Annotated in this window: 19 protein-coding genes; 13 read left to right on the top strand and 6 right to left on the bottom strand. The window is 44.2% G+C overall.

The window, feature by feature from the left end:
* Positions 1–35 precede the first annotated feature (35 nt).
* The 4 genes from ACXAGQ_RS18615 to ACXAGQ_RS18600 form a co-directional block, all read right to left on the bottom strand.
* Complete coding sequence (locus tag ACXAGQ_RS18615) at positions 36–662, bottom strand: 3'-5' exonuclease (protein WP_475255837.1); 627 nt, start codon at positions 660–662, stop codon at positions 36–38.
* Between the two features lie 51 nt (positions 663–713).
* On the bottom strand, positions 714–1,136 hold the full coding sequence (locus ACXAGQ_RS18610) for a DUF3859 domain-containing protein (protein WP_475255836.1): 423 nt from the start codon (positions 1,134–1,136) through the stop codon (positions 714–716).
* A gap of 131 nt (positions 1,137–1,267) precedes the next feature.
* Positions 1,268–1,690: an Hsp20/alpha crystallin family protein gene (locus ACXAGQ_RS18605; RefSeq protein WP_317520220.1), complete on the bottom strand. Its 423-nt coding sequence runs from the start codon at positions 1,688–1,690 to the stop codon at positions 1,268–1,270.
* 108 nt (positions 1,691–1,798) lie between these two features.
* A complete protein-coding gene (locus ACXAGQ_RS18600) occupies positions 1,799–1,972 on the bottom strand; it encodes a hypothetical protein (RefSeq protein ID WP_475255834.1) in 174 nt (57 codons plus the stop codon).
* Between the two features lie 74 nt (positions 1,973–2,046).
* Here ACXAGQ_RS18600 and ACXAGQ_RS18595 point away from each other — a divergent pair, with 74 nt between their 5' ends.
* On the top strand, positions 2,047–2,499 hold the full coding sequence (locus ACXAGQ_RS18595) for an AraC family transcriptional regulator (RefSeq protein ID WP_475255832.1): 453 nt from the start codon (positions 2,047–2,049) through the stop codon (positions 2,497–2,499).
* Between the two features lie 449 nt (positions 2,500–2,948).
* Positions 2,949–4,115 (top strand): sodium:proton antiporter, encoded by a 1,167-nt coding sequence (locus ACXAGQ_RS18590; protein ID WP_475255830.1) that lies wholly within the window; start codon positions 2,949–2,951, stop codon positions 4,113–4,115.
* Between the two features lie 142 nt (positions 4,116–4,257).
* Here the strand turns inward: ACXAGQ_RS18590 and ACXAGQ_RS18585 are convergent, their stop codons facing one another.
* Complete coding sequence (locus tag ACXAGQ_RS18585) at positions 4,258–5,643, bottom strand: MATE family efflux transporter (RefSeq protein ID WP_475255829.1); 1,386 nt, start codon at positions 5,641–5,643, stop codon at positions 4,258–4,260.
* A gap of 101 nt (positions 5,644–5,744) precedes the next feature.
* Here ACXAGQ_RS18585 and ACXAGQ_RS18580 point away from each other — a divergent pair, with 101 nt between their 5' ends.
* Positions 5,745–6,650 carry an AraC family transcriptional regulator gene (locus tag ACXAGQ_RS18580; RefSeq protein WP_475255827.1) on the top strand — a complete coding sequence of 302 codons (906 nt, stop codon included), beginning with the start codon at positions 5,745–5,747 and terminating at the stop codon, positions 6,648–6,650.
* Between the two features lie 61 nt (positions 6,651–6,711).
* Here the strand turns inward: ACXAGQ_RS18580 and ACXAGQ_RS18575 are convergent, their stop codons facing one another.
* Positions 6,712–7,062 (bottom strand): hypothetical protein, encoded by a 351-nt coding sequence (locus ACXAGQ_RS18575; RefSeq protein WP_475255826.1) that lies wholly within the window; start codon positions 7,060–7,062, stop codon positions 6,712–6,714.
* Positions 7,063–7,500: 438 nt separating this feature from the next.
* Here ACXAGQ_RS18575 and ACXAGQ_RS18570 point away from each other — a divergent pair, with 438 nt between their 5' ends.
* The 10 genes from ACXAGQ_RS18570 (at position 7,501) to ACXAGQ_RS18525 (ending at position 17,894) form a co-directional block, all read left to right on the top strand.
* A complete protein-coding gene (locus ACXAGQ_RS18570; protein WP_475255824.1) occupies positions 7,501–9,528 on the top strand; it encodes an alpha-amylase family glycosyl hydrolase in 2,028 nt (675 codons plus the stop codon).
* 86 nt (positions 9,529–9,614) lie between these two features.
* Complete coding sequence (gene cutA, locus ACXAGQ_RS18565) at positions 9,615–9,929, top strand: divalent-cation tolerance protein CutA (RefSeq protein WP_475255822.1); 315 nt, start codon at positions 9,615–9,617, stop codon at positions 9,927–9,929.
* A gap of 143 nt (positions 9,930–10,072) precedes the next feature.
* Positions 10,073–11,020 carry a YbgA family protein gene (locus ACXAGQ_RS18560; protein WP_475255820.1) on the top strand — a complete coding sequence of 316 codons (948 nt, stop codon included), beginning with the start codon at positions 10,073–10,075 and terminating at the stop codon, positions 11,018–11,020.
* Positions 11,010–11,834: a MerR family transcriptional regulator gene (locus tag ACXAGQ_RS18555; protein ID WP_475255818.1), complete on the top strand. Its 825-nt coding sequence runs from the start codon at positions 11,010–11,012 to the stop codon at positions 11,832–11,834. Before ACXAGQ_RS18560 ends, ACXAGQ_RS18555 begins: the two co-directional genes overlap by 11 nt.
* Before the next feature lie 4 nt (positions 11,835–11,838).
* A complete protein-coding gene (phrB, locus tag ACXAGQ_RS18550) occupies positions 11,839–13,248 on the top strand; it encodes a deoxyribodipyrimidine photo-lyase (protein ID WP_475256634.1) in 1,410 nt (469 codons plus the stop codon).
* Between the two features lie 49 nt (positions 13,249–13,297).
* On the top strand, positions 13,298–13,729 hold the full coding sequence (locus ACXAGQ_RS18545; protein ID WP_475255817.1) for a nuclear transport factor 2 family protein: 432 nt from the start codon (positions 13,298–13,300) through the stop codon (positions 13,727–13,729).
* A gap of 2 nt (positions 13,730–13,731) precedes the next feature.
* On the top strand, positions 13,732–14,472 hold the full coding sequence (locus tag ACXAGQ_RS18540) for an SDR family NAD(P)-dependent oxidoreductase (RefSeq protein ID WP_475255815.1): 741 nt from the start codon (positions 13,732–13,734) through the stop codon (positions 14,470–14,472).
* Positions 14,469–15,803 carry an NAD(P)/FAD-dependent oxidoreductase gene (locus ACXAGQ_RS18535; protein ID WP_475255813.1) on the top strand — a complete coding sequence of 445 codons (1,335 nt, stop codon included), beginning with the start codon at positions 14,469–14,471 and terminating at the stop codon, positions 15,801–15,803. The genes ACXAGQ_RS18540 and ACXAGQ_RS18535 overlap by 4 nt, the downstream gene beginning before the upstream one ends.
* The gene (locus ACXAGQ_RS18530) at positions 15,800–16,666 is read left to right on the top strand and encodes a DUF1365 domain-containing protein (RefSeq protein ID WP_475255812.1); all 867 of its coding nucleotides are present in this window, start codon (positions 15,800–15,802) and stop codon (positions 16,664–16,666) included. The genes ACXAGQ_RS18535 and ACXAGQ_RS18530 overlap by 4 nt, the downstream gene beginning before the upstream one ends.
* Positions 16,656–17,894, top strand: a complete 1,239-nt coding sequence (locus tag ACXAGQ_RS18525) for a class I SAM-dependent methyltransferase (RefSeq protein WP_475255810.1) — start codon at positions 16,656–16,658, stop codon at positions 17,892–17,894. Before ACXAGQ_RS18530 ends, ACXAGQ_RS18525 begins: the two co-directional genes overlap by 11 nt.
* The last annotated feature ends 6 nt before the right edge of the window (positions 17,895–17,900 follow it).

Below are 17,900 nucleotides of genomic sequence, written 5' to 3'. Positions count from 1 at the left end.
CAAGCGTAAGGCTTGGGCAATAAGAAATGCCGGGCTTAAGCAGCAATTTTCCTCATTAGCGCTGGTACTGACGCTTTACTTGTTTTGCTCAGCTTGCGCATTACATCGAAAGAGATCGATTGTAAATTGGTTTTGTCTTTCACTTCATTAACTAATCGCAACCACAGCCTTGCCGTCATTTCAGCATCCGCCAAAGCCCGGTGGAAGGTACCATCGTTGGGAATATTGAGTTCGTTAACGAGAGTCCCTAGCTTGTGGTTTGGGGCTTCTTGGTATAGCCGGCGTGCCAAGAGCATGGAGCAAACAAAGTCGCCGTTATATTGGCGGTTGAGCATACCCAATTCGGCATCAAGGAAGCGCTGATCGAATGAAGCATTGTGGGCTATGAGGTTATAGCCTTGGATAAAATCAGCAAACTCGTCCATAACCGCATGGCAACTTGGAGCAGACTCTAGCATTTTATTGGTGATACCTGTGTAGCCTTCTATGAAGCTGCTAACACGGAAACCAGGGTTCATCAGTTGCTGGAACTGGTCAATAACAATGCCGTTTTGAATTTTTACAGCACCGATTTCGATGGCACGGTCGCCCATGTTGGGTGAAAGGCCTGTTGTCTCGAAGTCGAGAACAATAACCGTATCAGCGGGATGTTGTGTATACATTAGTAACCTAGCAAATAAGTGTTTATTTTGTGTTTTGTTTTTCTTAGAAAATTAGTAACCACGTTTTTTCCAAAACTCAGCTTCGTCTTTGGCGTAAAGATTAAAGGTTTTTTCTGCTACCACCTTACCTCCAAGCTCAATTGTCATCCGCCATTTGCCGATTTTGTTGGAAATCGGAGCCCAAATGGTATCACCCAAGTAGAAGTCCCAGTCATTGGTGCGAACATGCAACTCTCCGTCAAAAGGCTCTAATTCATCACCATCCTGGTCAGTGATGCCCGGATGGTAAATACAATAGCGGATCTTCTCTCCTCGGGCTTTCTTAATATTGACAGTAAACCCGAACTCGATGTCTATTTCTGCTGGCACATCGGTGGTGAATGTCTTGATTTTGGGAAGGTGCTTGGACTCGGCATCCCAAGTGGTATGGATACCATAGGTCTCAATGCTAACGACAGGTTTTGATTTGGCCATGACTTAAAGCGCAGTGTTACTAAAAATAAAGATGCATTATAAGGGGAAGTCGGGAAGGTTTCATGCTCAATTGTAAGCAGATGCAAAAAGAGGCTAGTTATCTAGCCTCTTGTGTTGCTTGTCGTATTGAATCAATTGATCTCCACATTGGTGCTATTAGGCGAAGCCCCTTCAACTTTTGGTACTTGTATGGTGAGTACGCCATCATTGAAGCTAGCATGAACGTCTTCTTGTTGGATATTGTGGCCGAGATAAAAACTTCGCATCAGCCTACCTTCATAACGTTCTTTACGGATCACTTTTCCATCTTTTTCTTCTAGATCATCTTTCTTAGTGACAGCTTCTATGGTCAAAGAACCATTTGATAGTTGGACAGAAATATCACTCTTGTTAACACCGGGAAGATCAGCGCTGATTTCAAACGCATTGTCTTTTTCAATTATATCGATTCTTGGTGAATAAACATCAGTATCAAGTCTGTGCCTTAGGGTAGGAAAGGCATGATCGAACATCTGCGAAAAGTCGAACCAAGAATCACGAGGTACCAAGCTCATAATTGCCTCCAACAGATTGCTTAACCATCAATACAATTTTAGATAATGGGCAAAAAGCCTGGCACTGTATTTAAACTCGGCTTGATGTATGTCAAGCCGAGTTACCTTTTAGTCTCCGCCATCGTCTCCACTATCATGGCTACCATCATAAGGGCTGTCATCACCTGGGCTACCTTTGGCATATCGATCCATGCCATCTTCATCGTCAGAGGAGTGTTGTTCAACGATATTGTCTTTGTCAGGTTGTTCAGGATTAAAGATATTTTTGAGCCACTCGAACATAGGCTAACCTTACTAATGACCTTTGCGGTTTGAACATTACATCATTAATACTAGCTTGTTGTTTGGGTAATGACATGAAAAGCGTACACATTGGTGAAACTTGCTTAGCGTATCTGAGAGTGACTGGGCCCTATGGTGAAAATTATGAACCCGCCGTCGACCATTTATACCGCTGGGCTGGGGAGCAGAACTTACAAGGTGGCCAGTGTTTGTTTATCTATCACGATGATCCAGACAAAATAGCCCCAGCGCAATGTCGTACTGATATATGTTTGACCGTACCTGCTGGTACCGTTGCAAGTGGTGATGTTGCTATACAACTCTTACCTGCGGGGAAGTACTGTACCCGAAGAGAGATTGTTAGGCAGAAATTAGATTATCCAGTGTATTGGAAAGCGATTGAAAATGACGTTAAAACCGCCGGCTTTGAGCTTGATGAAAGGCCATGTTTCGAGTTGTATCATAGTTATGATATTGAAACACATGTTGCAGATGTCGGTTTTTACCTCGCCGTGAAAGGGGAGTAATGGATTGCCTTGAAGTGAAAAATTGTTGTGCAACAGGGCATAAGCAATGGATTTCAAACTGTAAATACCATTTGTAATTATGGAAAGTTGTAAGGTTCCGCTTCGTTTTGTGGCCGAGTGTTATTCTTTTATCGGTTAGACAGAAAAGACTTGAAGAAAAACCCGAGTTAAGGTTATTATCAACACGCAAAATAAAAATGCCTCGGTAATAAAAGAATCTTACTTTTCCGCTCTAAATCTCCTCCTTAGCTATTTCAAAATGTAAATGGATGAAATGTTTGCTTAACGTTTATCGATATTGTTAATTAAAAAGATATTTCCATTACATATTCATACTTTTTTATACGCTAAATAAAACACTGAAATAAGTTTAATCAATATATTCACACTCAAGAAAACAAAAAAATAGACGCTTGTAGAATGAAGATTACTCTTAATAAGGTTTTAATGTGAAAAAAGTCTTACTCTATTCAATTTTACTTTTGATTGGCTTGTTCTTATCACAATTGCTCCCACTGTATTTCCAAGGCTATAGCGCCTTGCAGCCAGTATTGATGGTTGTGACGATGTCTGCATTGGCTTACATCATGATCAACGTCGGGCGTGAATTCGATATAGATAAAAACAATTTAAAGCAATATGGCTGGGACTATGTCGTAGCTATGACCACTGCGACATTCCCTTGGATCGCTGTTGTTCTCTATTTTATTTTTGTACTGATGCCGAGTGAGCTCTGGTTTAATGCTGATGCTTGGAAAGAAACACTTGTTATAGGCCGCTTTGCAGCACCAACTTCAGCCGGTGTATTGTTCGCGATGCTCGCCGCGGCAGGTCTTGGTGCGACTTGGATGTTCAAAAAGGCGCGGGTGTTAGCCATTTTTGATGATCTTGATACCGTACTATTGATGATCCCATTAACTATTTTGGTTGTCGGTTGGCGACCAGCACTAGGCTTGACCTTAATAGCGATGCTTGTGCTGTTGGTTATGGGCTACAAGTACCTTCACAAGTGGAATATCCCAGCTTCGGCAAGTTCGATTGTGGCTTATTCAGTCTTGATTGCAGGCCTGTGTGAGCTGTTCTATATCTCTACGGATATTCACTTTGAAGTATTACTCCCGGCCTTTGTACTTGGCTGTATGATGAAATCGCAGCATGAATCGGCTGAAGATGTAAAAGTGTCTACTGCAGTTGCCTGTATTTTCATGGTGCTGGTCGGTTTGAGCCTGCCTCAGATTTTCGGTGCTGTTGCGCCAGCGGATAATACAAGCGTGACGACAGCCATGCCGGCAATGGAAATGAGCGAGATAGTATTCCATGTGATTATGATTTCCATTGTGTCTAATCTCGGCAAAATGTTCCCATTATTTTGTTACCGCAACGAGGCCACTGTGAAAGAGCGCTTAGCGCTGTCGATAGGTATGTGGCCGCGTGGCGAAGTTGGTGCTGGTGTGTTGATGATCAGTATCGGTTATGGATTTGGTGGACCTATTGTGACGATCAGTATGTTGTCATTAGCACTGAACTTAGTGCTGACTGGCTTTTTCATCACAATGGTACGTAGTTTGATTCTAAGCCCAGTTAAAGGAGGCGCACATGAAAAAACGCGAGCTTAAATTGCTAGCAGCCGTAATATCAATATTCCTGTTTTCACTCGTAGTAGGTAGAGCAGCAGCATAATAATATCGGCTTAGTTTCCATCTTAACTGGCTACGTTGCTAAATTAACGTAGCCAGTTTTTTTGAACCCGTTTGGGTACTAGGCGTTAGCGGGCTGCGGTTGGACAGTTAAGTTATTTAACCAGCGGCGCTTCAAATAACGTTTGAAACATAGTGACAGTTTAACTACTTCTTCAGCTAATAAAGCCAGATAAACCCATCCAAATGTCCACTCACCAATAAATGCACCGTATGCGGTAAATGGAATACCAATCATCCACATAGCGATAAAGTCCATTCTCAAGCAGAACAGATTCTCGCCACCGGTACGTAAAATGCCGTTAATGATAATCATATTGAGCATTCGCAGTGTGATGCCAATGCTGATCACATACATAGCGGGTTTAGCCAGCGGCATTAAGTCTTCTTGGTTTAGGTTGAGCCAAGAGAGCACATACAGGTGATTGAGATAAAGGAACAGGCCCATCCCCAAGCCGACAATCAGCACGAATTTAAGGAAGAATGCTGTCATCGCTTGGGCTTTTTCGAATTCATCACGCCCTAAAGACTGGCCTATTAATACTGAACATGCCACGGAAATACCCATGAAAACGGAGTATAGCAGTGATTCAAATGGGCCAATCATGCTAAATACCGCAAGTTCAGTGGTGCCCATGTGACCAAAGATAATTTGGTAGGTCAGTGTACCTAGCGCCCAAAGTAGTGCGTTTAAAGATTGCGGAATAGCCAGCTTACGGTACGTCATCCACAGTGTTTGGTGGTTACGGATAGATTGGCTAACAACCAGCCAATGCTTGCGGTAAGCCAATACGGCGCACATCATTAAAACCTGTGCAAATCGAGCAATGGTCGTTGCCAGCGCCGCGCCGGCTACCCCCATAGCAGGTATGCCTAAGCCACCCTTGATTAGCAGGAAATTCAAGGCAATATTCAACGCAATGGTAATAGCACCAAAGATAAGTGGTAGAAGGGCATCATCGCTGGCACGAAGGCTAGATTCCAACGTAATGATCACATGAGTAAGGATCAGAACTGGGAAGCTGTACCACAAGTACTGGCTGCCTTGCATGATGACTTCCAGATCACTAGTCTGCAGACGCATAATTTGCGGGGCAAATACTGTAATCACAATAGTGACTGGTACCATAATGGTTGCCCCAAGCTTCATCGCTTGAATGGTGACCGTTTTGGCATGAATACTGTCTTTTTTGCCCCAATACTGGGACACTAAGATACCATTGGCTGAGGCCAACCCTGCCATGATCATAATGGCAACAAAATGCCATTTCGAAGCGATACCTACAGCGGCTGTGGCTGATTGACCAAAATCACTCACCATTAATACATCGGCAAGTGCTAGAATCGCCACGAGGGCACTTTGAATGGCAACGGGAAAGGCCAGTTTTGCGATACGGGCAAAGAGGTCTTGTGGTAGTGCTGTTGGGTTGTTTTTAATTGTTGTCATCGTCAGTCTCCGGATCATACCCATTAGAGGTAGAGCGGTTTGTAGAGATAGATCGGCTTGGTAATGGACGGCAACTATAGCGAACACAAAAATGGAGTGACATGTTAGAAAATACAGAAAACCTGTGTGAATCTGTCACCATGGGTTTTGCATTGGCTCAGCCCAAAACGGATTGGAAAGAAGAGGTTTATCTGGCTCAAGCTTGTAAGGAGCGCTTTCTTACTCAGTCTGATCTGCCTGAGTTGACCGATAACGGCTTTTTTATGGCGGGCTTGGCCGAATTGGCTGAGGGATATGAGATAGAGCGGGTTGCGACGACCAATCATACTCTTCTGTTGACTCAAGAGGGGGCTGGGTTATTAACCCTTTCAGAACGCCAATATCACCTGATGCCCAATACACTGACGATCTTGCCAGCAGGGCAACCTTTCCGTTTTGAATTGGCAGACAAGAAAAAGGGCTGGAAGATGGCCTGGGTGCTTTTGAAACCCGGTGATAAATGGTTGCCGCTGGTGGCAAATGGACAGCGAGTCGAACATACCCATATCTGTGAGCAAGTATGGTCAGTGATGAATTTGCTACACAGCGAAATCGGTGGCCGAGCCAGTTACAGGAAGCTGTTTGCCAGCGAACTTTCTCGTTTAATGCTCGGGAGTGCCAACTTGGCTCCTTCCAACTCTGTATTGCGCGTTCAAAGTGTTTTCAATGACATTGAGTCTCAGCTTCATCTTAACTGGACGGTGAAGGGAATAGCCAAACAATGCTTTCTCAGTACAGAACAGCTAAATCGCATCACCAAGCAATTGTATGATTGCTCAACACAGCAGCGTTTGATCCAGCTTCGGATGGAAAAGGCCGTAGATTTACTTTACTACCAGGAGTGGACTATCGGTATGGTGGCTCAGCGCCTGGGTTATCAAGACCCATTCAACTTTACTCATCGTTTTAGGCAATATCATGGGTGCTCACCGAGGGAATACCGTAAGCGATTGTTTTTGTCTGAATGATATTAATGTTTGCTGGCCTCACCGTTTACTTTGACAAAAATAAACGGTGAAGCCAAAAAGATTACTTACGCTTAGGCTGTTGGTAAGTGCGGCCTGCAGCTTGGTAAACATCTTTCGCTTTTACGTCAAACATATCAAAGAAGAACCAGGCGACGAATTTGATCACATCATCACCAACATTCATGATCCATTCGGCATACTCTTCCTGCTCACCTTCATCATTTTGTTCTAGTGACACATGGTAGATACGTTGTTCGCCTTCAATTTCAGCCACTTTGAATTGGCCTGTAAGTGATGCTGCCGACTCAGCGATCTCTGTATCTTCGTTGGCTTTAAGTGCTTCAAGTACTTGGGGAACAGAGTCCAATTCACAAAGAGATTTAACCAGTGTTTCGAATTGGTCATGTTGCATGGTTTGATACCTATCATTAAGCAAAATTTATTGCGTTATTCTAGCAGTGTAATTGACTGGAAAGACAGATTTATGGATAAGCACGGTATGGATGGCTATATTTCATCCTTTTTGCTTCACTTCACAGCCAATTTCAAATTTTGAGCGTTCATTCACGAACATTTCAACTCATACATTCATAGACATAGAAACGTGGATTCCCTAACAGAATGTACGTTGAATACTTGTTAACAGGTTGCAGAAAAATGCTTCAGCTCTCATTTTGTAGCTGTTTTTTTCTGTGTGTAACCCCACAAGCGAAAGGAATATTTCAATAATATGCCTCTCAAATTTCTACGCCCCCCCATCTACGCCCCCGTTCACCCTCTAGAGGAGGGTATGACTCCTGCAATGTTATGAATAATAGGGAAATCATAACAACAAACTTGGAGACTCGATGTGAAAAGGAACCTACGATCTTTCCTTGCTGTGGCGATTGCAGCGTCGCTCACTGCCTGCAATAGTGCAGACAATGCCGCTGAAGTGGCTGGCGTAAATTCTAATGCCTATATGTGCGATACCTCAATGATGACGCAATCGGACGATTTGCGTATCTACCAAATTATGGTGGAAAGCTTTGTCAGCGGTGACGATAGCATCGGGCATGGCACTGGTTATGGTACCAGCCACCACAAGGGTGATTTGCAAGGCATCATAGATTCATTGGATTACATCGAGTCTTTGGGGATGAATGCAATATGGCTGACGCCTATTTTTGACTCAATGCCCATTGAGGGGCAGGATCACTGGGCTGACAGACTGGATGCAACAGGCTACTTCACCAGTAATTATTTTGCTATTGACCCACGCTTCGGCACCATGGAGCAAGCAAAAGAGTTGGTAGAAAAAGCGCATGAGAAGGGGCTATATGTCTTCTTCGATGGCGTATTTGGCCATCATAAAGGTAATGTTGTACCTTCGCCTGAAGGTGGATTGCCAGCTGGGGAGAATAACCCAGTTAGCTACCCAGAAAGCCTCGACTTCTATCAGGAAGTTGCTACCTACTGGATCGAAGAGCTTAAGATTGATGGCTGGCGCCTAGACCAAGCTTATCAAGTACCAACTGAGGCATGGGCCGCTATCCGCGCTAGTGTAGATGAAGCCTCTAAATCAGTGACCTATGTTAATTCAGAGGGCGAAACTGTGAACCCGTTGGGTTATATGGTTGCGGAAATCTGGAACAACGAAAACTACATCAAAGAAACAGGTTACGGAAAAGAGGGTGAGCCTGCGCTTTGTTCTGCCTTTGATTTCCCGGTTCGTTACCGCGTCGTAGAAACCTTTGCGGTCAATGAAAACAGTATTGGCAACAAGGGAGGGAAATGGCTTGATGAAGGGATGAACCTTCATAGTCTTTATCCATCACACGCCAAGCCGAACCTGATGCTAGGCAATCACGATTTGGTTCGTTTTGGTGATTTGCTGCAGCGTGGCGATATTGCCTCGCCGGATCAGCCTGAATATTGGGCAAGGCACAAAGCGGCATTGTCTTTCCAAGCGGCATATTCAGGGCCAATCACTTTGTATTACGGTGAAGAAATTGGTGATGAGCTTGAAGGCTATGCGAAGAAGGTCGAGTTAGACTGTGCTGTCCAAGGGCTGTGTGATGACCATGTTGCCCGTACCAGCGCCAATATTGACGGTATAACGGCCTCTCTAAATACTAATCAGCGTGATTTGAAGCATTATGTGTCTCAGTTGATGTCGTTGCGAGCGTCTCACCCAGCCTTAAGCCGTGGAGAGCGAACCAATATCGTCGCCAATGACACCGCCTATGTTGACCATAAGCAGACGGATGATGAAGCACTGTTGTATATGGTTAGCACGACAACACAGGCGGAATCTATTTCCTTACCCGCAGTAGATATTGCTTCTGAAGGGCAATTGGTGGACTTGCTTAGTGGCAAAGTTTACGACGCTACCGGCGGTGAGTATCAAATCAACTTGTCACCTTTTGAAGCAAAGTTTTTGAAGATTGCTAAGCCATCAGCAAACGGACTGACCAAAACCGCAGCAACGACCTCTGTATCATTAATGGGGGAGGGCTTTATGGCTCAATGTGACAACCCTGTAGTTGAAGGTGCCGGCCCTATTGGTAAGACCCTGTATGTTGTAGGTGACTTTGTCGATGCAGGATGGAAACACAAGCCGAATCGAGCTTATAACTACGTCGGTGATAATACCTATCAGGCGGTTATCGATGAGAAAGCCGGGGCATTTCGCATGCAGTACGCAACGAAAGATTGGTCACCGCAATTTACTGCTGACGGTCTTGAGCTGACGCCGGGTAAAGTCGCGATGCTTAAGCGAGGTGGTTACGGTAAAGATACCGCTGTGACGTTACCTGAAACCGGTGAGTACGTTTGGAGCCTAAAATTCTCTGAAACGGGTGAGCCTGAACAGTTAATGGTATCTAAATGCCCATAAAATCAGAATCTTAATTCAACAAGGGAGCAGTGTGCTCCCTTTTTTGTTATTGTTTTTTATCAATAATGATTAATGGAAATGAGAAGATGGCTGATAAATGCGTAGTGATGACAACCTTCGCTGATGAAAAAGTAGGGAAGGCAATTATCCATTCGTTAATCGAGAAGCGGCTGGCTGCTTGTATACAAGTCCAATCGATCGAGAGTTATTACCACTGGGATGGTAAGGTGAATAATGACCTGGAAAAGTTGGCTGTGATTAAGACGACTACCGACCTGTATGAACAGGTGGAGGCAGACATTCTTGCCAACCATGATTACGAAACACCGGAAATCATCCAGCTTCCTATCACAGCCGGTTACAGAGACTATTTGCAGTGGATAGAGCGTGAGTGCAAATAGCTTTTGCATTGGCAATAGCGATATGTGAACAATAGTTATTATGTTACAGGTTGCAATTATACAAAAAAATTATTTGTATAATTGATCCAATCTACTACTCTTCCTTGTACAAGAGATTAGTTTTGTACAAGGTAGGGATAGTCATGCAAATACAAGTTGGGATCAGTGCTTGCGTTCTGGGCGAGCGAGTAAGGTTTGATGGCGGGCACAAACTCAATCGATTTATCGTTGATGAGTTATCCAAGTATCTGAATTTTAAGCCTATTTGCCCTGAGGTGGGCATCGGTATGGATGTTCCACGTCCTGTCATTCGCCTTCTTCAACTGCCCTCAAATGAAATCCGTTTAGTCGAAAGTAAGCGACAAGAAATTGATTACACCGATAAAATGGTGGAATTTGCCCACAAGAAAGCCTCTCAGTTCGATGACTTGTGCGGCTATGTGGTTTGCGCTAAATCCCCGACATGCGGTATGGAACGTGTAAAACTTCACATACCTAACAACAACACCGTTCCAGGTGGTTCTGTTGGCATCTATACCAGAGAGTTAATGGCTAAAATGCCTTGGTTACCGGTTGAAGAAGATGGTCGTTTGAATGATCCGGTGTTGCGTGAGAACTTCGTTTTCCGCATTTTTGCCCTTAATGATTTTTATCATTCAGTGCGAGACCAGCTTTCTGCCAATGCTATTGTGAAATTCCACTCCCGTTACAAGCTGGTATTAATGGCACACAATCCGGGGGCATATAAAGCCTTGGGCAGTATGGTTGCACATATTAGCGAATGGGATATCGACGAATTTTATTTAGAGTACCGCCTCAAATTTATGGAAGCGATAAAAGAGCGCGCTTCGAGGAAAAACAAAACCAATGTGCTGATGCATTTACAGGGTTATTTCAAACGTTCACTAACCAAAGAGCAAAAGCAGGAATTGTCTGAGCTAATCATGAGCTACAAGGAAGGCAATCAACCCATCCTTGCGCCATTGGCTTTAATTAAGCATTACTTACGAGAATATCCTGACCCGTATTTGCAACTACAAACATTCCTTGACCCATATCCGGAAGATTTGAAATTACGCTATGGACTCTGATAACAAATATTACGCGATCAAAGAGGTCTCTGAGATCACAGGTGTGAACTCCGTGACATTAAGGGCTTGGCAGAGACGTTATGGATTGCTTAATCCGATGAGAACCGAGAAAGGGCACCGTCTATACACTGACCACGATATTTCTAAGATAAAAGAAATTGTTGAATGGCTTGATAAAGGTGTCGCCATTGGCAAAGTAAAGCCTATGCTGGGCAAGCTTTCCCCTCTTATTGATGAAGGCGAACAAAACGAGAGTCAGAAGGCAATCGGAAGTATTCTGTCATCATTGGCGCAGTTGGACTCTTTCGCATTGGATAAACAGCTTATCCAATTGATGAAAGAGTATCCTACCAAAGTGTTGGAAAGCAAAATTATCGGGGCGGTTATAAACGAAATCACGCAACCAGACAACCCTTTGCTGGATATGCAAATGGTCATTTGGAGAAGTGTTTTTCAGGAAAGGTGCCTATCGTTGATAGCCGCTTCACGCAAACGTAACAAGAGGCCATGCCTGCTGATTAGTTTTGACGATGAGCCAAACTCACGTTTCTGGCTCAAAGCAGTTGAGTTATCTGAATTAGGATACAGCGTCATGATGCTACCTAAATTAAAAGGAAAACTTGCATCGTTAGCACCTTTACTCAACTCATGGGTGGATAAAAAGTTATTTATCGATGGTGATAATAAATTGCCTTTGGATATCCCTGGTCAGCTTGAGCAGTTAATAGCCGGAACAGGCTGCGAGTTGGTAACAATTGGCAGTATAAACACTATCCATCCTGAATTATTGGAGTGGCAGCATGCGTCAGCATAAGCAAATAGGTTTAGTTTGGTTTCGCACTGACTTGCGTGTTGTGGATAACACCGCTTTGTTTGCAGCGGCAAAACACTGCGACCAGCTCATTGCCCTATATATTTCAACACCAATGCAATGGCATGAACATCATGTCGCCCCAATACAGGTTGATTTAATCCGGCGCCGTTTACCTATTCTAAGGGATCAATTGGCGGAAATTGGTATTCCACTTGTTTGCAAAGAAACTGCTGATTTTGAACAAGCCTCCGAGTTATTGGTGGAGTTCGCGAAAGAGAAAAACGTATCCCATGTTTTCTGCAACAAGCAATATGAGTGGAACGAATTGCAGCGTGATGACATTACGGGTCATAAGTTAGCCGAAGGACAAATTAAATTTAGTCTTTTTGATGATTGCTGCGTTATTGCGCCAGGTAAAGTTCAGACACAAAAGGGGGAAGCGTTTAAGGTATTCACCCCCTTTAGAAAGGAATGGCTGAAAGTGTTCCGATCACTGTCTCCAGCTCCGCTGCCCATACCGGAGGCCTTGAGGGATCCTGTCACCTTGACTGATTGCGGCGAAATACCATTAACGTACCCTCCAGTCGATAGTATGGCTTGGCCTGTCGATGAGGAAACGATTCGCCAGCGTTTGGTGACCTTTTGCTACGAGAAAGTTGAGGACTACCATCAGCAACGCGATATACCAGCTATAGATGGAACCAGTTGTTTGTCTCCGTATCTGGCGCTAGGCATGCTGTCTCCTCGACAGTGTATTGCGGTGCTGGTCGCTGTCAGCCCTATGTGTTTGGATGAGCCAGAAAGTGGGGCATTTAGCTGGCTCAATGAAATAATCTGGCGTGAGTTTTACCGCCACTTGCTCGTTGCCTATCCCAGCCTTAGCCGGGATCAGCCCTTCCAGCAATGGACAAAAAAAGTGCACTGGCAGACATCGAGTGAAATGTTGGCTGCATGGCAGCAGGGTAAGACAGGCTTTCCTATCGTAGATGCCGCAATGCGCCAGTTAAAAGAAACCGGTTGGATGCATAACCGATTAAGGATGATTGCGGCAAGTTTTCTTACCAAAGATCTGTTGATTCACTGGCAGGCTGGGGAGCAATGGTTCATGTCTCAACTCGTTGACGGCGACTTTGCTTCAAACAATGGCGGCTGGCAGTGGGCCGCTTCAACGGGCACTGATGCACAACCTTACTTTCGGGTGTTTAATCCCACAACACAGGGTGAACGCTTTGATCCAAAAGGGGAATTTATCCGTACTTGGTTGTATGAGTTAAAAGACGTTCCGGATAAATATATTCATCAACCGCACCTTTGGCCTGGCAGCGATGGTATCAATTACCCCAAACCGATTGTTGATCACAAACAGGCAAGGTTGATGGCAATCAGTGCATTTAAGGAAGCCAAAGAGTTGTGAATGTCTCTTTAAGAACCTAGCTGAATTACCTCAAGAGTAGGGAGATCATATGGATGGGCAAAATGTAGCGATAGCTGAGAAATTCGTCACAGCGTACCGCAATTTGGATAAGCAGGATTTATCAGAACTAAGAGATATCTACCATAAAGATATTGTCTTTGAAGACCCTGCTCATCGTATGGAAGGCTGGGGGCAGCTATCTGACTATTTTGCTCGATTATTCGATGCAGTAGATTACTGTAGCTTCAATATTACTGAGCAGGTATGCCATGGCGATATTGCTTATGTGCAATGGGTAATGACTTTTCAGCACCCACGCCTGCAGTCAGGTAAAAGTCGATTGGTTAATGGCTGTTCGAGGCTAGTGTTTGCTGAAGGAAAAGTGATCCACCACCGGGATTATTTCGATATGGGGGAAATGCTTTATGAAGGCATCCCCCTGCTAGGATCAATCGTCCGCAAAATCAAAGCGAGACTGTAATCATGAACACAAATAAGCAGGTATTGATAACAGGAGCCAGCTCCGGTATTGGGAAGCAACTCGCCATTGACTATGCAAATGAAGGTTGGTCAGTCCTTGGTTGTGGGCAAAATACCGAACGTTTGCAGGCATTGTCAGAGATAAATGATCATATATCGACAATCAGTTTTGATGTGACAGATAACGCAGATGTGCATGATAAATTAGGGGCATTGAGTGCTATACCTGATTTGATCATTTTAAATGCGGGAACATGCGAATATATAGATCACGGCCAGATTGATGTGGCTTTATTTCGGCGTGTATACGATGTGAATATTTTCGGCCTGCTCAATTGCATCGAAGCACTGCAATCATCTTTCAATGAGCATACTCATCTGGTTATTATTGGTTCTACTGCCTCCTATATCCCGTTGCCGAGGGCGGAAGCGTATGGCTCTTCGAAGGCGGCTATTGCTTATATTGCTAACACTCTGTCTATTGATTTGACAAGCAAAGGAGTGAAAGTCAGCTTAGTCAGTCCTGGTTTTGTAAAAACGCCATTAACGGATAAAAATGATTTTTCAATGCTCATGTTGATGTCACCTGAGTTTGCATCGGAAAAAATTAGGGAAGGTATTAAGGCAGGGAAGAAAGAAATACATTTTCCAAAAAAATTCAGCTTGTTCTTAAAGTTTATTGCTTTGTTACCCATTAGGTTGCAATTGGCTACCGTTAAACGTATGACAGGAAAAACCGCATGAAAATAGCAATTATTGGCAGTGGGATATCAGGCCTTACCTGTGCGCATTACTTAAATACGGATCACGATATCACTCTTTATGAAGCAAATGATTATATCGGTGGGCATACCGCAACGGTAGATGTAGAGGTCAAAAGCGGTAAGTACGCGATTGATACCGGGTTTATTGTGTTTAATGATCGGACTTACCCGAACTTCGAAAAACTGCTTGCAGAAATAGGTATCGTCGGCCAACCCACAGAGATGAGCTTCAGCGTTCATAATACCTTGAATGGCCTTGAATATAATGGCCATGATTTACTTTCGATGTTTGCGCAAAAGCGAAACTTGATAAACCCAGTTTTCTATCGGTTTATTTATGACATATTGCGCTTTAACCGTTTGGCACGTGATATCGATTTACAATCAGAAGTGAGTAAGGCTAGTACGCTGGGAGACTTTCTCTCCACGCACCATTTCAATAGCTATTTCTGTGAAAATTACATCTTGCCCATGGGGGCGGCAATTTGGTCCTCGACATTGTCAGACATGCGCCAATTCCCGCTGGAGTTTTTTATCCGCTTCTTCCGCAATCATGGGTTGCTGGAAGTCACAAACAGGCCGCAGTGGTACGTCATACCGGGAGGCTCAAGGGAGTATGTCAAACGGTTGATTGCCCCTTTCGAAGACAAAATACGTTTATCCACGCCTGTTACTGCGGTTAAACGCACACATGGAAAAGTGGCTATCACTGCCAACGGTGTTTGCGAGATATATGATCATGTCATTTTTGCCAGTCACAGTGATCAGGCACTAGACCTATTGTCGGATGCGTCGGATGATGAGCAAACAATTCTTGGTGCATTGGGCTATCAGAAAAATGACGTGGTACTGCATACTGATGATCAGCTGTTGCCAAAGCGCCGGGCTGCCTGGGCGGCCTGGAACTATTATCTCGGCAAAGATGACACCGGCCAGTGGGAAGACGAACAAACCACGCTAACCTACAACATGAATATTTTACAAGGTCTAGATGCGCCGGAAACATTTTGTGTCACATTGAATCAAACCGAGCAAATTGCGCCTGAGAAAATTTTGCGTAAGTTCGTTTATTCCCACCCAGTTTTTACAACAGAAAGTATCCAAGCCCAGCAATGTCGCGAACAAATTAATGGGGCTGACCATACTTGGTTTTGTGGTGCCTATTGGTACAACGGATTTCATGAAGATGGTGTTCGAAGTGCACTAGATGTCGTCGACCAGATCAACAAGCTAGAACTTGAACTTTCAACACAGAGTCATGGCTCTGGCGAATTATCTGCCTTAGAGGCAGGAAGTAGGGGGGAGTCATGAATAGCGGCTTGTATTCCGGTACTGTCAGGCACCGACGGTTTACGCCTGTTTCGCATCAGTTCCAATATCCGATGTTCATGCCGCTTATCAACTTGGATGAACTCGGCCAGCTTGAAAAACAGGTATTCGGTTTTGGTCACCGCTGGTATCACTTTGCAAGGTTCAAGCTCTCTGATTACTTGCGGGGTAGCGAGCACTTAAAAGTATCAACCTGCGCTGATATCGAACAGCAAGGTCTAGCCTTGAAAGACGCTGTACTTGGAAAACTAGAGCAGTTAACTAATCAGCCTGTAACCGGTCGCGTTTTGATGCTTTGCCAACTTCGGTATGCAGGCTTGTATTTTAGTCCATTGAATATGTACTACGTATTTGATGAGCAAGGTGAGTGGAAATGGGTACTGGCAGAAGTGAGCAATACGCCATGGAATGAAAAACATTACTATGCATTGCCCGCTGTCGAGCGTTGGAGGGATAAACAGTGGCGTGAGGAAAAGTCATTCCATGTTTCGCCCTTCAATCCGATGGAGCAACACTATTACTGGAAATTGAAACAGCCGGCAGATAATGTTTTTCTCCATTTGGATATTCACGAGCAACAAACTGATATCAAGGTGCTGGATGCTACTATGTCGCTTAAGCGTCAGCCTCTAACATCATCCATTTTATGGCAGCATATTGCTAAAACGCCAATTCAGACAGTTAAAGTTGTGTTCGGGATTTACTGGCAGGCGCTGAGGTTGTGGCTAAAAAAAGTGCCATTCTATTCACACCCAGCTAGCACCGATTCACCAGCGACAGTAAATGAAAACAAGCATTTTCCTCAACCATCAAAAAATAAGGAGAAGAGGTATCATGTTAAATAGTGAATTAAGCCAAGGGGCCTTGTCCTTATCAGGTACTGATCGTGTTGCTAGGAAATTCATTTTCCAGTTTTTGGAGCAGCTAGATGGTAGTGGTTTGATGGTGTCAGAAAACCAGAGTGATACCTATCATTTTGGAGATCGTGATGGGGATTTGCAAGCTCAGATAATTGTGAAGCATCAAGGTTTTTACAAGCGAATCCTAGATGGTGGGAGTATCGCTGCTGGCGAAGCCTATATGGATGGTTGGTGGGATTCTCCTGACTTAACACAGGTTGTTCGGGTGTTGGCGCGGAACTTACCTATTCTTGATAACATTGAGTCAAAAATAGGTTGGCTGACGACTTTAAAGAATAATTGGTTGCACTATACCCGCAGAAACAGCAAGCAGTCCTCCAAGAAAAATATTCTTGCGCATTATGATCTTGGTAACGATTTCTACCGTACCTTCCTAGACGAGAATATGCTTTATTCCGCTGCAATCTATGACGGTGAGCATACAAGCCTTTCACAGGCGCAATTTAATAAGATGGATCGTCTCTGCAAGCAGTTGGAACTTAAGCCGCAAGACCATTTGTTGGAAATTGGTACGGGCTGGGGTGCACTCGCCGTTCATGCCGCTAAGCATTATGGGTGCCGAGTGACGACAACAACCATATCTGATGCACAACATCAGTGGGCTAAAAAGCGGATTAAAGAAGAAGGTTTATGCGATCGGGTGACGTTATTGCTCGATGATTACCGGGACTTGACTGGGCAATACGACAAAATTGTATCCGTCGAGATGATTGAAGCGGTTGGGAAAGAGTACCTGACAACTTACATCAAAAAATGCCAGTCACTACTGAAGCAAGATGGTTTGTTGGCAATTCAAGCGATAACTATTGCCGATCAGCGTTATGACAGTTACAGCAAGGGTGTGGATTTCATACAGAAATACATTTTCCCTGGTGGATTCTTGCCTTCAGTGACGGTTCTTTCTCAGCATTTAACACAACATACTGATTTCGTGATCAGGGATCTGAAAGACATGGGTATGGACTACGCAAAAACGTTGGCTGACTGGCATAAAGGATTCAATCAGAATATTGACCAATACCTTCAAAGCGGATTTGACGAGCAGTTCATAAGAATGTGGCGTTATTATCTTTGTTATTGCGAAGGTGGATTTCTAGAGAGAAGTATTAGCACTGTTCAGCTAGTTGCAAGTAGAAGTGGATGGAGAGGCTGAACCGAC

The sequence above is a fragment of the Photobacterium sp. ABD4_091 genome (genome assembly GCF_056160145.1).
This window is presented reverse-complemented; position numbering and strand designations above follow the sequence as displayed.